14 protein-coding genes are annotated in these 15,182 nt (G+C 41.7%); 3 read left to right on the forward strand and 11 right to left on the reverse strand.

Annotation, left to right across the window (positions count from 1 at the left end):
- Positions 1-12: 12 nt before the first annotated feature.
- From leuB to ilvD, 9 genes are all read right to left on the reverse strand, one after another.
- Positions 13-1,086 carry a 3-isopropylmalate dehydrogenase gene (gene leuB / locus BM073_RS13930; protein WP_091654930.1) on the reverse strand — a complete coding sequence of 358 codons (1,074 nt, stop codon included), beginning with the start codon at positions 1,084-1,086 and terminating at the stop codon, positions 13-15.
- Positions 1,055-2,641 (reverse strand): hydroxymethylglutaryl-CoA lyase-like TIM-barrel protein, encoded by a 1,587-nt coding sequence (locus BM073_RS13935; protein WP_091654931.1) that lies wholly within the window; start codon positions 2,639-2,641, stop codon positions 1,055-1,057. The genes leuB and BM073_RS13935 overlap by 32 nt, the downstream gene beginning before the upstream one ends.
- Before the next feature lie 8 nt (positions 2,642-2,649).
- Complete coding sequence (gene leuD, locus BM073_RS13940; RefSeq protein ID WP_091654932.1) at positions 2,650-3,240, reverse strand: 3-isopropylmalate dehydratase small subunit; 591 nt, start codon at positions 3,238-3,240, stop codon at positions 2,650-2,652.
- A 110-nt stretch (positions 3,241-3,350) separates the two neighbouring features.
- Positions 3,351-4,757 (reverse strand): 3-isopropylmalate dehydratase large subunit, encoded by a 1,407-nt coding sequence (gene leuC, locus BM073_RS13945; protein ID WP_091654933.1) that lies wholly within the window; start codon positions 4,755-4,757, stop codon positions 3,351-3,353.
- Positions 4,758-4,759: 2 nt separating this feature from the next.
- Complete coding sequence (locus tag BM073_RS13950) at positions 4,760-6,268, reverse strand: 2-isopropylmalate synthase (RefSeq protein ID WP_091654934.1); 1,509 nt, start codon at positions 6,266-6,268, stop codon at positions 4,760-4,762.
- Positions 6,269-6,281: 13 nt separating this feature from the next.
- Positions 6,282-7,325, reverse strand: coding sequence for a ketol-acid reductoisomerase (gene ilvC, locus BM073_RS13955; protein WP_091654935.1), 1,044 nt, complete (start codon positions 7,323-7,325; stop codon positions 6,282-6,284).
- Between the two features lie 39 nt (positions 7,326-7,364).
- Positions 7,365-7,865, reverse strand: coding sequence for an acetolactate synthase small subunit (gene ilvN / locus BM073_RS13960; protein ID WP_091654936.1), 501 nt, complete (start codon positions 7,863-7,865; stop codon positions 7,365-7,367).
- Positions 7,866-7,871: 6 nt separating this feature from the next.
- Positions 7,872-9,566, reverse strand: coding sequence for a biosynthetic-type acetolactate synthase large subunit (gene ilvB / locus BM073_RS13965; protein ID WP_175557921.1), 1,695 nt, complete (start codon positions 9,564-9,566; stop codon positions 7,872-7,874).
- 4 nt (positions 9,567-9,570) lie between these two features.
- Entirely contained in the window at positions 9,571-11,250 is a 1,680-nt protein-coding gene (gene ilvD, locus BM073_RS13970; protein ID WP_091654937.1) for a dihydroxy-acid dehydratase, read from the reverse strand.
- Positions 11,251-11,778: 528 nt separating this feature from the next.
- On the opposite strand from ilvD, the gene ispE reads away from it, so the two are divergent.
- Genes ispE through BM073_RS13985 form a run of 3 tightly spaced genes read left to right on the forward strand, consistent with a single transcriptional unit; the run spans position 11,779 to position 13,196 of the window.
- Entirely contained in the window at positions 11,779-12,588 is an 810-nt protein-coding gene (gene ispE, locus BM073_RS13975; RefSeq protein WP_091654938.1) for a 4-(cytidine 5'-diphospho)-2-C-methyl-D-erythritol kinase, read from the forward strand.
- Between the two features lie 43 nt (positions 12,589-12,631).
- A complete protein-coding gene (locus tag BM073_RS13980) occupies positions 12,632-12,877 on the forward strand; it encodes a ribbon-helix-helix domain-containing protein (RefSeq protein WP_091654939.1) in 246 nt (81 codons plus the stop codon).
- Positions 12,864-13,196: a type II toxin-antitoxin system PemK/MazF family toxin gene (locus BM073_RS13985; RefSeq protein WP_091654940.1), complete on the forward strand. Its 333-nt coding sequence runs from the start codon at positions 12,864-12,866 to the stop codon at positions 13,194-13,196. Before BM073_RS13980 ends, BM073_RS13985 begins: the two co-directional genes overlap by 14 nt.
- On the opposite strand, the gene BM073_RS13990 is transcribed toward BM073_RS13985, so the two are convergent.
- Together BM073_RS13990 and BM073_RS13995 are read right to left on the reverse strand one after the other, a co-directional pair.
- Positions 13,193-14,107, reverse strand: coding sequence for a DMT family transporter (locus tag BM073_RS13990; protein ID WP_091654941.1), 915 nt, complete (start codon positions 14,105-14,107; stop codon positions 13,193-13,195). The two genes, BM073_RS13985 and BM073_RS13990, sit on opposite strands and share 4 nt — an antisense overlap.
- Entirely contained in the window at positions 14,108-15,181 is a 1,074-nt protein-coding gene (locus BM073_RS13995) for an LptF/LptG family permease (RefSeq protein ID WP_091654942.1), read from the reverse strand.
- Position 15,182 lies beyond the last annotated feature (1 nt).

Raw genomic sequence — 15,182 nt, forward strand, 5'->3', positions numbered from 1 at the left:
GGCATTTTTCAATTAATACGCTTTTATAACCTTGGAGGCCAGCCAATCACCTACCTCGGAGGTTTTATAAGACTTACCGCCTTCAGCAATATCCTCTGTGACCACTCCTTCAGCCAGGGATAAATTGACTACCCCAGTAATTGCCTCAGCTTCCTCTTTTAGATCAAAAGCATAGTCAAACATCATCGCAGCAGAAAGTACCGTAGCCAAAGGATTGGCGATATCCTTTCCAGCAGCCTGAGGATAAGAGCCATGGATAGGTTCGAAAAGCTTCACATTAGAACCTAGAGAAGCAGACGGCATCAAACCCATGGAGCCTGAAATCACAGAAGCCTCATCTGTCAAAATATCTCCGAATAAATTTTCAGTAATCAGAACATCATAAGCCTTAGGCCATTGAATCAGACGCATAGCTACCGCATCTACAAACTCATATTCCACCTTCACATCAGGGTACTCATTTGCCAATTCCTGCACCGTTTCCCTCCAAAGTCTGGAAGTAGCCATAACATTGGCCTTATCCACACAGGTCAATAATTTTCTTCTTTTTTGTGCAGCTTCAAAGCCCATTCTCGCCAATCTCACAATCTCCTCCTTGCTATACACATTGGTATCAAAGGCTTTGGTTCCCTGCTCATTCCTTCCCCTAGGCTCTCCGAAATAAACCCCTCCGGTCAACTCTCTGAAAAAGACGAAATCTACTCCCTCCACTCTATCCAACTTCAAGGGTGATTTATGAACCAAGGATGGAAAAGTAAATGTAGGACGCACATTGGCAAACAAACCCAGCTTTTGACGCATTCTTAACAACCCTTGTTCAGGACGAACTTTAGCTTTGGGATCATTATCATATTTGGGATCACCAATGGCACCAAAAAGGACAGCATTAGATGCAGCACAAATTTCATGGGTAGCATCCGGATAAGGATCACCTGTTGCATCAATAGCACATGCTCCTACCAGGCCTTCTTTAAAAGTGATTTTGTGTCCGAATTTCTGACCGACAGCTTTAACAACTTTGACAGCCTGTGCTACAACCTCAGGACCAATGCCGTCACCCGGCAGCAGCGCGATATTCATTTCCATAATAGGTGGATTCTTCTTGTTTTGGATTGTAATTAATTGATTCTATGATATTAAGCATTTTTTCGGTAGCCATCATGGCCGCCACTGTTTGATCTGGATCCAGACCTTTGGTTTTGAATATCTTTCCATATTCCCAGGTAATGACAGTTTCTACGAAAGCATCTGTTTTACCTCCAGGTGGAATAGAAACATGATAGTCTGTCAACTTGGGAAGCTCACGCCCCATTGACTTATAAATTTTTCGTAAGGCTCGCATAAAGGAGTCATATTGCCCATCTCCTGTTGCAGAAGCATCATAAGTTTTCTCATGAATCCTCATACGCAACTGAACGGTTGGTTTCAAACCTTTGGAATGGGTCATGTGGTACCCTTCAATGCTGATATTTTTTGAAATAGAATTATTCTGAAGAACATCCGAAATAATGTACGGTAAATCCTCAGTAGTTACCCGCTCTTTTTTATCTCCCAGTTCAATGATTCTCTGAGTAACTCTGGCTAGCTCTTCTTTTTCCAAAGAAATCCCCAACTCTTCCAGATTTTTGAGAATATTCGCTTTGCCAGAGGTTTTTCCTAGGGCATACTTCCTTTGACGACCGAATCGCTCCGGCATCAGATCATTGAAATAAAGATTCTTCTTATTATCCCCGTCTGCATGAATCCCTGCAGTCTGAGTAAAGACATTCTCCCCTACCACAGGTTTATTCGCTGGAATATGTTGCCCTGAAAATTGCTCTACCAACTTGGATACCCTGAATATCTTCTGCTCCTGAACTCCGATTTCCAGTTCTGTAAAATCCTTGATCACAGCAATGACAGATTCCAGAGGAGCGTTTCCTGCACGCTCTCCCAAGCCATTGATGGTAGTATGAATCCCCGAAACTCCATGTAAAACCGCTTCCATGACATTAGCTACTGACAAATCATAGTCGTTGTGAGCATGAAAATCAAAATGGGCATCAGGAAACTTAGCAATGATCATCTGAAAATACTCCTTTACCTCTTCCGGGGAAAGCAAGCCCAAGGTGTCAGGAAGCATAATTCTTTGGACAGGTTGTTTGGTCAAAAACTCGATCAAACTCAAAGTATACTCTTGAGAATTTCGCATTCCATTAGACCAATCTTCCAAATATACATTTACGCTTATTTGATTTTCTCTGGCATGCTGTATGGATTTTCGAATATCCTCAAAGTGCTCTTCCTGTTTTTTCTTGAGTTGATGGGTCAGGTGGTTCAGGGATCCTTTGGTCAGCAAATTCATCACCTTGGCTCCTGCTTCCAAAAGCCAATTGACAGAAGCAGGGGTGTCGACAAAACCCAAAACCTCCACTCTTTCCAAATAACCCTTTTGAGAAGCCCACTGAGTAATTTTCTGAACACCTTCAAGCTCTCCCTCTGAAACCCGGGCAGAAGCAACTTCAATCCGGTCTACTTTGAGTTCATCCAGTAAAAGTTTGGCAATCTGCAATTTTTCAGAAGGCAAAAAGGAAACCCCTGAGGTCTGCTCTCCATCCCTCAAGGTTGTGTCCATAATCTCAATTTTCCTATTCGCCTTCATGATTTTTCTTATCTCGTCTCTACAAAAGCATCGATTTCTAAGGACATGTTTAACAAGTAATCGATATCATCGAAACCGTTTTGCATGTTAGCCTTTTTATAATCATTGATATCAAAAGACTCAGAATCTCCAGTTGAAAGCAAAGTGATTTTTTGCTTAGGCAGATTCACTTCAATCTGAGTGTTAGGATTTTCCTCTATTGCTGAGAGCAACTTATCAGCAAATTCAGGAGATACCGTCACAGGAAGTACCCCGATATTTAGACAGTTATTTTTGAAGATATCTGCAAAAAAACTGGAAACTACACATCGGAAGCCATAATCATACAGCGCCCAAACAGCATGCTCTCTACTGGATCCTGATCCGAAATTCTTGCCCGCAACCAAAATTTTACCGGTATAAGTTGGATCATTCAACACAAAATCCTTCTTGGGATTTCCCTCTACATCATATCTCCAGTCACGGAACAGGTTGTCACCAAAGCCTTCCCGCTCGGTAGCCTTGAGAAAGCGTGCAGGAATAATTTGATCCGTATCCACGTTTTCCGTAGGCAAAGGAACTGCGGTGCTGGTCAATATGGTAAATTTATCGTAAGCCATTTTTTATTAGTTGATTAGAAAATGGTTATTTGTTATTGGTGGGTTACAGTGATGTCGACATATTGCATTCAGACACTAATAACTACTAACCAATAACTTATAACTCTAAATTAATTATCGAAAACCTCCCTAGGATCGGTGATACGCCCAGTGACAGCTACAGCTGCTACCGTGAGAGGGGATGCGAGCATTGTTCGTGCGCCGGGTCCTTGACGTCCTTCAAAGTTTCTATTGGAAGTAGAAACTGCATACTTTCCGGATGGAATTTTATCATCGTTCATCGCCAGGCAAGCCGAACAACCGGGCTGTCTCAACTCAAACCCTGCCTCTTCCAGAATTTTTACCAAGCCCTCTTCATGAGCTAACTTTTCCACTTCTCGTGACCCTGGTACTATCCAAGCGGTAATGTTATCAGCTTTCTTTCTGCCTTTGACAAATTGCGCTACCGCACGGATATCTTCAATTCGCCCATTGGTACAAGAGCCTACGAATACATAGTCCACTTGCTTGCCTTTGATTGGTTCGCCGGGCTGAAATCCCATATAATCCAATGACTTCAAGTAGGACTTCTTGTTAGATCCTTCCATACCTTCTGTGGTTGGGATGGAATCTTTGACTTTGATGCCCATACCAGGGTTGGTACCATAAGTAATCATTGGTTCTATATCTGACGCATCAAAGGTGAGCTCCTTGTCAAAAACAGCTCCCTCGTCGGTCTTGAGTGTTTTCCAATGAGCTACAGCCTGATCCCATTCCTCGCCCTTTGGAGCGTATTGTTTCCCTTTCAAAAATTCGAAAGTCGTCTCATCCGGAGCAATCAATCCACCACGAGCTCCCATTTCTATAGACATATTGCAAATGGTCATTCGGGCTTCCATCGATAGGCTGCGAATAGCCGACCCTGCGTATTCTACAAAGTATCCAGTCGCTCCAGCAGCGGATATCTTAGATATGATGTAAAGGATAATATCCTTTGAAGTGACTCCATTGCCAAGTTCTCCCTCCACAGAAATCCGCATCTTTTTAGGCTTGGACTGCATGATACATTGGGTGGCCAAAACCATCTCCACTTCAGAAGTACCGATTCCAAAGGCAATAGCTCCAAAAGCTCCATGCGTAGAAGTATGAGAGTCACCACAAACGATGGTCATTCCAGGCTGGGTCACACCCAATTCAGGCCCTATGACATGGACAATCCCATGGTGAGCCGAACCTAAGTCATGGAGTTCAATTCCATATTTAGCGCAGTTGTGCCGAAGTTTTTCGACCTGCATTCTGGATAATTTATCCTTGATAGTTTGATCTTGATCTACTGTAGGAACATTGTGGTCCGGAGTAGCGATTGTTCTGTGTGGGTACTTTACTCCAATGCCTCTTTTTTCCAAGTTGAGAAAGGCTACTGGAGAGGTGACTTCATGGATAAAATGCTTATCAATGAAGAATACATCTGGTCCTGCCGGAACGGATTTTACCACGTGGGCATCCCAGATTTTGTCAAATAATGTTGTCTTTTCCATAATTAGGCAGTCACGTATTCTTTGACTGGTATTTTATTTAATGCATCTACAAATGCCTGTGCTGAGGCTAAGACTATATCCTCATGAGAGGCGAATCCGTAGTAAGGTTTTTCTGATTTGATCAATCTCATATGAACTTTGGCCACGTCGTCTGAACCATGGGTAATAGCTTGAATCAGGAATTCCTCCAAGTCCACCTGAGGTTTGACGATTTTTTCGATTGATTTAAGAACCGCATCTACCGGCCCTACACCTGAAGAAGAGGCTTGGTGAGATTCGTTTCCAATTTTCAAGCTTACTTCTGCCTGGATAGAACCATTGGAAGCATAAGTCACTTTTTCCAATTCGATAAAATTGGATTCATCCATGTATTTGCCGACAAGCTCCAAAAGGTCTTTGCGACCTATATCTCTTTTAGAGTCAGCCAACAAAAGGAAAGCCTCATATACCTCACGAAGTTCTTCTCCTTCTAATTCAACACCCAATGCATCCAAATGGTGCTTAAGTGCTGCCCTTCCTGATCTAGCGGTAAGAACAATTGAAGATTCTTCAACCCCAACTTCCTTAGGATCAATGATTTCATAATTCTCTCTATGCTTCAATACTCCATCCTGGTGGATGCCTGAAGAATGCGCAAAAGCATTTCTTCCTACGATTGCTTTGTTAGGCTGAACAGGCATGTTCATTAGCTTAGAAACCAAGCGACTAGTCTTGTAAATCAAAGGAGTAACTATATCTGTGTGAACAGGGATTGATTGATGACATTTAATCGCCATAACCACTTCCTCCATGGAGGTATTCCCTGCTCGTTCTCCAATACCATTGATAGTCACTTCTACCTGACGGGCTCCATGTTGCACTCCTGCCACTGTATTTGCAGTAGCCATCCCTAAGTCATTATGGCAATGGGTAGCAATAATCGCCTTATCGATATTGGGAACATTATTTTTCAGGTTGGCGATGATCGCTCCATACTGCTCAGGAAGACAATATCCAGTGGTATCTGGAATATTGACCACCCTAGCACCTGCTTTGATCACTTCCTCTATGATTTTACAAAGAAAATCAGGCTCAGACCTTCCTGCGTCTTCTGCATAAAACTCCACATCCTCTACAAACTGTCTGGCAAATTTTACAGCTGCCACACCTCTCCGGATGATTTCATCTGGAGTAGTTCTCAACTTGTACTGAATATGATAAGGAGAAACCCCAATTCCGGTATGAATACGTCCTTTTTTCGCGTATTTAAGTGCTGCCGCTGCCACTTCAATATCCTTTTCTACGGCTCTGGAAAGGGCACAAATGATTGGATTTGAAACAGCTTTTGAAATTTCCTGAACGGAATTGAAATCACCTGGGCTGGAAATAGGAAATCCAGCTTCTATGATATCCACTCCCAGTTCTTCCAGAGCTTTTGCCACCACAATTTTCTCCCGGGTATTTAACTGACATCCCGGTACTTGCTCCCCATCTCTCAGGGTCGTATCGAATATCCACAGCTTGTCACTCATGATTTTTTGGGTTTTAGTTATTTTCTGGTCTCAACTGGCGGACGACAGCTCCTGCCTGCCACATTTCAGACTCTCTTAACTCTTTCAATTCTTCTTCTAATTTTTCTCTGTAATCAGACTTAGAGTTAGAATCAATAGATTTCTGGGCCTCTTTTCCTGTTTTCACAGAGTCATATAGCGCTTCAAATACCGGCTTGGTCGCATCTCGGAAAGGCTTCCACCAATCCAAAGCACCTCTCTGAGCAGTAGTCGAGCAGTTGGCGTACATCCAATCCATCCCATTTTCTGCTACCAATGGCATAAGAGACTGGGTCAATTCTTCCACTGTTTCGTTGAACGCTTCTGAAGGGGTATGACCATTTGCTCTCAGCACTTCATATTGTGCAGCGAAAATCCCCTGGATAGCCCCCATCAATGTTCCTCTTTCACCAGTAAGGTCAGAAGTTACTTCACGATAAAAATCTGTTTCGAATAGGTATCCTGAGCCAACGCCAATTCCCAATGCAACTACTCTGTCTTTGGCCTTTCCGGTAGCATCCTGGTAAATTGCATAAGAAGAGTTAAGTCCTCTACCTTCCACAAACATTCTTCTCAAAGAAGTTCCGGATCCTTTTGGAGCCACTAGAATTACATCTACATCTGCCGGAGGAACGATTCCTGTCTTTTCTTTATAAGTCACACCAAATCCATGGGAAAAATAAAGTGCTTTCCCTGGAGTCAAGTGCTTCTTCACTGTCGGCCAAAGTGCAATCTGACCTGCATCAGAAAGCAAAAACTGAAGGATAGTTCCTCTTTCGCAAGCTTCTTCCAGTTCAAATAAAGTTTCTCCTGGAACCCAGCCATCAGAAACTGCCTTATCCCAAGTTTTAGATCCTTTTCTCTGGCCAACGATCACGTTGAAGCCATTGTCCTTCAGGTTGAGTGCCTGTCCAGGACCCTGTACACCATAACCCAGCACAGCGATTACTTCATTTTTCAATACTTCGCGTGCTTTTTCCAGAGGAAATTCCTCTCTGGTTACTACGTTTTCTTCAACGCTGCCAAATTTCAATTTCATAGTGTTATTATTAGATTTAATGGATTGATTTTCAATTTTTTATTTTACAAAAGAGTCAATCGTAAGCATTCTTTTTGCTACGGCAACTCTTCCTGATCTGGCAAATTCCAGCAGTCCATATCCTTTGAGGATTTCCAAGAGCTCCTGAGTTTGCTCTTTGTGACCCGTCAGTTCCAGTACCACAAATTCAGGCTCAGCAGCAATGATTTTTGCATTATGCTGTCGAATGACTTTCTCCAAGCCCCCGTCCAGTTTTGACACAGGGATCTTGTATAAGGCGATTTCCTGATAAACTACCGCCTCATCTTCGTGATAAAAGGCTTTGATTACATCTATAATCTTTTCGATCTGATTGACCAGCTGGATTACTGTTTCTTCTGTGGCTGTCACTTCGATCGTGATTCTATGAATCCCCTCCAACCTACTTTCTGAAGCAGTAAGGGCATCTATATTGATCCCTCTTCGGGTAAAAATGATAGTAATCCGATTGAGTATGCCGATGAAATTCTCGGTAATGACAAATATGGTATATCGCTTCATACGTTTTTAACTTAGTCTTACTTCCTCCACAGAGCATCCTGTGGCAATCATCGGGAATACATTATCTTCTTTTTCCACTACTACCTCTAAGAAAAAGGGGCCATCATGGATCAGCATATCTTCAATTGCTTCTTTCAGATCTCCTCGATCAGTTACTTTTTGAGCTTTGATCTGATAAGCCTCAGCAATTTTTACAAAGTCAGGATTGTCCAACTCGGTGAAAGAATAGCGCTTATCAAAAAACATCTGCTGCCACTGCCTCACCATACCTAGATAATTATTATTCAAAAGGACAATTTTCACAGGAGCTTTGGTTTGCATAATGGTTCCCAATTCCTGAATGGTCATCTGAATCCCTCCATCGCCTACCACACAAATCACTTGTCTAGAGTAATCATGAAGTTGTGCCCCTAAAGCAGCCGGCAAAGCAAAACCCATTGTGCCCAGACCACCAGAAGTCACCTGAGTTCGGGTCTTTTTATAATTAAAATATCTCCATGCTATCATCTGATGCTGTCCTACATCTGTGACTAAGACCGCATCATCTGCTTTGTATTGATTGATTAGATTAATTACCTCTCCCATCGTCAAACCCACTTTGGTAGGAGTAATATCATGCTGCATAACAGCATCTTTCTCCATTTGCTCCAGCTCCCGAAACTTGGTCATCCAAGCTGGATGCGTCTTCTCTGAAACTGCTGCAGTCAACAAAGACAAACTCTCTTTGCAATCCCCTAACACAGGAATATCTGCTTTAACATTTTTATTGATTTCTGCCGGATCAAGTTCCAAATGAATGACCTTGGCCTGTTTTGCATATCTTTTCAAATCACCAGTCACTCGATCATCAAAGCGCATCCCAATTGCGATTAATACATCACATTGATTGGTCAATAAATTGGGAGCATAATTTCCATGCATGCCAAGTTTACCCACATAATTGGGATGATCTTGAGAAATAGCTCCTGAACCCAATAAGGTTGAAGCCGCTGGAATGCCTGTTTTATCTAAAAAGAATTTCAACTCTGTCTCAGCCTTTCCCAACACTACACCCTGACCAAAAACTATATAAGGTCTTTCTGCCTTATTGATCAGTTCAGCAGCTTCCTGAATGGCTGTCTTTTCAACAGGTATATGTGTTTTGTAAGATCTGAAACCCATGCAAGGAGCATAATTCATTTCCCCAAAGTCAACTTGGGCATTTTTGGTAATATCGATCAGTACAGGCCCTGGTCTTCCCGAACGGGCTATATAAAAACCTTTGGCTATGGCCGGAGCTATATCTTCAACCTTTCTTACTTGAATATTCCATTTTGTTCCCGGCATAGATATACCGACGACGTCTGTTTCCTGGAAAGCATCTGTACCTAATAGGTGCGCAGCCACTTGTCCTGTAATACAAACCAAAGGAGTACTGTCGATCTGCGCATCTGCCAAACCTGTGATAAGGTTAGTCGCCCCCGGACCTGAAGTAGCCAAACAAACCCCCACTTTACCAGAGACTCTGGCATAGCCTTGAGCGGCATGGATTGCTCCCTGCTCATGTCGGGTCAGTACATGCTTGATTTGTTCATGATAGTCATACAATGCATCGTAAACAGGCATGATTGCACCGCCGGGGTAGCCAAAAATAATTTCTGCCTGTTCCGCTATTAAAGATTGGACTACGATGTCCGCCCCTCTGATCATTGATTCCTTCATAGCATTAGAATTTATCTGTGACACAACCTTCAGAGGCGGTGGCAACGAGTTTATTGTATTTTTTCAAAGTACCCTGCAAGCCCTCAATGACTTTTGGAGACCAGCTTTTCTTTCTTTCAGCAAATTCAGCCTCCGAAACATCCACAGAAAGCAGTTGATGATCCGTATCTATGGTGACCATATCTCCGTCTTTTAGTAGACCGATAGGCCCACCTGTCCAAGCCTCAGGAGTCACATGCCCTACTACAAAGCCATGTGTTCCACCAGAAAATCTACCATCTGTAATTAGGGCCACATCTGCTCCCAGTCCAGCTCCAATAATCATAGAGGTTGGTTTCAGCATTTCTGGCATGCCTGGAGCTCCTTTTGGACCTACATTTCGAATGACTACTACATCTCCCGCTTTTACAACATGATCACGGATAGCGTCATTGGCTTCTTTTTCAGAATCGAATACTTTAGCCGGACCTGTAAATAATCTACCTTCTTTCCCGGTGATTTTTGCAACTGCACCTTCTGGAGCAAGATTTCCGGAAAGAATACATAAGTGACCCGTTTCTTTGATGGGGGTTTCCACTGGGTGAATCACGTTTACTCGAGAAGGAACGATTGGATCAATTCCTTCCAAGTTTTCAGCTAATGTTTTGCCCGTGACAGTGAGACAGTCTCCGTGCAAAAATCCTTTTTCCAAGAAATACTTCATGAATGCAGGAAGGCCGCCTTGTTCATGTAAATCTTCCATCAAGAATTTCCCAGAAGGCTTGAAATCACCTATCATCGGAGTCTTGGCATTGAGCTCTTTAAAGTCTTCCAAAGTAAAATCCACGCCTGCAGTTCTGGCTATTGCCAATAAGTGAAGTACAGCATTGGTACTTCCTCCCAATGAAATAGCCACACGAACTGCATTCTCAATACTTTTCCTGCTGATGATATCCTTTGGTTTGATATCCTTTTCCAACAAGATCTTCATGTAGTGATTTACATCTTTACATTCCTGAATTTTTTCAGGTGAATTGGCTGGATTGGAAGCAGAGTAAGGCAATGACATTCCCAGGGCTTCAATCGCTGAGGACATGGTATTGGCAGTATACATTCCTCCACATGCACCTGCTCCCGGGCAGGCATTTCTGATGACTCCGTCGTAATCCTCTTCGGAGATAGTCCCTTGGATTTTCTTCCCAAAAGCTTCGAATGCAGAAACGATATTGAGTTTTTCGCCTTTATAATTACCCGAGGCAATCGTTCCTCCATAAACCATAATCGAGGGACGGTTGATCCGAAGCATCCCAATGATCGCCCCGGGCATATTTTTATCACAGCCAGCAACTGCGACACATGAATCAAAGGAGTGACCGAGTATAAAGGACTCTATGGAGTCTGCAATGATTTCTCTGGAAACCAAGGAGTAGCGCATTCCCAGCGTACCCATAGAGGTCCCATCTGAAATACCGATGGTATTAAAAACCAAACCGGTCAGATCATAATCCTGAGAGGAATCTTTGATCAGACCGGCAAAGTCATTCAAGTGCATATTGCAGGGATTGCTTTCATATCCGCAACTCGCTATCCCCACAAAAGGCTGTTTCATCTTTTTATCACTCATGCCCGTGGCATAAAGCATGGCCTTTCCGGCCGGATGTTCGGGATTATCTGATATTTCCCAACTGTATTTTTTCAGGGTCATAGGTTTAATTGGGTATAAAAAAAGTGCCTCATTGGTCTGAGGCACTTTCAATTTTATTTCATTATGAATAATAGTCTAGTGCCTCACATTAACATCCAATGAGAATAATAAAGCTTAGCAAAAAGACTACTGGGTACATATCTTTCGGTTTGAGGTTCATCCTTTGCAGGAATTAGAATTCAAACTTAAACCCGAAATATCAGACTTACAATATTTAATTCTCCTTTTTATCTTAAAGCCAAAATATAAAGTATTGTAAAATGATTTTTATCAAAATTTTAATCCGTATTAAACCCTTAAATCCCTATATTTTGAAGATTTGATTTTAAAAATATCCGATTTTCAAAATTATATATTGATTTACACTATTTTCAAATTTTTTCTCATTTCGTTTCCTTTTTTATAAGAAAAAAATCCTTTCATCCGAAGTCCTATAATTTTTAGGAAAATCCTTGCATATTTTTCAATTGTTACTTTAAGCCTTTATCACATAAAAAATCCCTCTATTTTTGTCAAAAGACTTTTCTGATGATCACATTTCCAAACGCAAAAATTAATCTAGGGCTTCACATCACTTCTAAAAGAAAGGATGGTTACCATGAAATCGAAACTTGTATGGTTCCTATTCCACTCTATGATGCTTTGGAAATGATTTTGGATAAAAAGGGTGGCTGGGAAGGTACAGGTTTATCGATTCCCGGTGATTCAAAGGATAATTTGATTCTCAAGGCGGAAAAGCTGATTCGAAAGGACTTCCAAGGATTACCCAATCTAAAGATTCATTTACACAAAAACATCCCAATGGGCGCCGGTCTTGGAGGAGGATCAGCGGATGGTGCTTTTGCCTTGACATTGATGAACAATCTGTTTGATCTGCATTTAGACAATTTTTTCTTGGAGGAATATGCGGCTCAACTGGGAAGTGATTGTCCATTCTTTATTGAAAATACTCCAAAAATTGCAAGAGGACGTGGGGAAATATTAGAGCCCATTGACATTTCCCTAAGCGGATGTCATTTAATTCTGGTCAACCCAGGAATCCATATTGGAACCAAAGAGGCCTATGCTGGAGTAAGCCCTTCCCCGCCTAAGGTAAAGCTTGAGGAGATTTTGGCAGATCGAAATAGATGGAAAGATGAGCTGGTCAATGATTTTGAAGCAAGTGTCTTCCAGAATCATCCTGAAATTGCAAAAATCAAGAAGCAACTATATGAGGCTGGAGCTTTTTATGCCGCCATGTCCGGTTCAGGATCTACAGTTTTTGGACTGTTTGAATCTAAACCCACATCTTTTTCAATAGATAAGGATTATTTCATTTTTGAAAGCGATTTGAAATAAATCTATTTAACTTTTATATTTAAAAATCATAAATACAAATCTCATGGCGACTTTCACTAGTTCCTTGCCTGATGACCTTTTGAAAAAACTCTCAGCAGCAGCCAAAAACCTTTCAGTGCCGAAAAATAAATTGATTGAGCAAGCGCTTTCACTATACCTAGACCATCTAAAAAGGGCTGAGTATATCAAATCATTTCAAAAAGCATCTCAAGATCAAGACTTGCTATCTATGGCTGAAGAAGGTATGGCTTCCTATTTAAAACAGGTAGAAGATCATGAAGCAAGGTGAAATCTGGTATATTGATCTCAATCCTATTCGGGGTTCAGAACAAGCTGGAATAAGACCTGCTGTAATCCTAAGCGGTAATTTGATGAATACTCATTTGAATGTAATCTGGATTGCGCCGATCACCACGAAAATCAAAAAGTATAAAGGGAACCCGATTTTAACTCCGAATCCAGACAATGGACTTAGCTCTGACTCAGAATTATTGATTTTTCACCTTCGCTCAGTTAGTAAAGAGCGATTGATAAGAAAACTGGGGAAAATCACTTCTAGTGAATTAAAAGAGGCACTCGAAACAGTTGAAGATCTGATCAAACTTTAACCCAAAGTCCTTACAGCTTTCCTTCTCTTGTTCCAATAATTCAACACGGGATAGGTTAGAACAGAAACCAATATTATTAAGGTGCCCAAATAGAATTCCGGAGTCATTTTTTCGCTTTCTCCAAAAATCAAAACAGCCAAGACAATCCCGTAAACAGGCTCTAGATTGATCGTCAAGTTGATAGAAAATACAGTGAGCCTTTTCATCAATTCCACCGAAACCGAAAATGCATATACTGTACAAATTCCACCCAGAATCAGCAACCAAAACCAATCATTTCCCACCCAGGCCCACTGAATTCCTTTCCCCTCTGTGAAAAACTCTGCGTAAATAGGCATAAACAGCAGTGTAAACAAACAGGCTCCGGCCATTTCGTAAAATGTGATTTGATAGGGACTATGACGCTGAGTTAGCCTTCCATTGATCACGGAAAAGCAGGCCGCTAAAAAAGCAGAACCCAAAGCCATGGCCATTCCCAGCCAGTATCCTGTTTCAAATTTGAAAATGACAATCAAGCCTGAAATCACCATTAAACCTAAGGCAACTTCATACCATTTGATTTTAGTGCGATTGAAAAAAGGCTCAACAAAGGCTGTCCAAAGTGAGGTGGTAGCCATTCCCGCCAAACACACGGAAGCAGTAGAAACACGGGCAGACCAAAAGAATAAAATCCAGTGTAATGCAATCAAAAATCCTGTTCCAAGCACTTTCCACATCTGTGGAGTCGGGATAAGTAAAGGCTTCTTTCTCCAAAAAAGCAGAAGAGTGACTCCCAAAGATGCAATTAAGGTTCTGTAAAAAACCAGTTCCAAAGCTGGGAGAGAGATCAACAAGCCTAAAATGGCCGTAAAACCCCATATCAATACTATGAAATGAAGCAATAAATAATCTTTGATGGTGCTGGATTGCATCTATCGAGGTACAGTTTTATACAAGACTAATCCCGTCAGGGCGAAAATGATATTGGGCAGCCAAACCGCCAATATAGGATAGTCTGCTCCATTTTCTGCAAATGTTCTGGACAGAATAAATAATAGGATGTATACAAAAGCCAGTAAGAACCCCATCGCGATCTGAAACCCAGAGCCTCCTCTGGTTTTCCTCGCAGACATAATTACCCCGATAAAGGTCAGGATCAAGGCCGCAAATGGTGACATAAAGCGAACATATCGCTCTATCTTGTAGTACTCAACATTATCTGCTCCTCGATCTTCCAGAATGCGGATCTGTTTACTCAACTGGGGCAATTTGAGTGTTTCATGATGATTTTCTGGAACTCCAAAATCAGCTGGAACAATAGACAAAGTAGTATCCATTTTTTCCCCAACCGACCACTCTTCTTTCCTGTCTTTCAATTCTCTCAACCTCCAATTGATCAAAGTCCAGACATTTTTGGCAGTATCCCACTCTATTCTATCGGATGATATTTTGGCAAAGAGCTTACCATCCTCAATAGTTTCTAAAGTGAAGTTGTATCCAGTATTACTTGTCTTAAAAAATCGACTCAAATAGGCATAGCTATTATCCCCCACCTTGATATGAATGTTTTGCTCTGTATTGGGAGCCCCTTTTTCCAAATAGACCATCTTAAATACTGTCATTCCTTCCGTTGCGGAAGGAAGCACCCAACCATTCAGATAAAAGCTAACGCCACCAATCAAAGCGGCACCTACTAAAAATGGTCTCAATAATCGCACAAAGCTCACCCCACTACTTAAAATAGCAATGATTTCTGTTCTTCCGGCCATTTTGGAAGTAATGAAAATGACAGAGATGAATACGGTGATCGGAGTTAATAAATTATTGAGATAAAGACCATAGTTGCCCATATACCTCAATATCTCACCTGCAGGAACCTGGTTGGAAATGTACTTATCGTTTTTCTCGGTAAAATCCAGCACCAAAACCACCAAAATCAACATCAGGACCACAAAGAAGTAGGTCTTCAGGAAATCCTTGATGATTAATTTGTCGAGTAGTTTCATA

Origin of the sequence: Algoriphagus ornithinivorans (assembly GCF_900115305.1) — a bacterium.
In the GTDB taxonomy this organism is placed as follows: domain Bacteria; phylum Bacteroidota; class Bacteroidia; order Cytophagales; family Cyclobacteriaceae; genus Algoriphagus; species Algoriphagus ornithinivorans.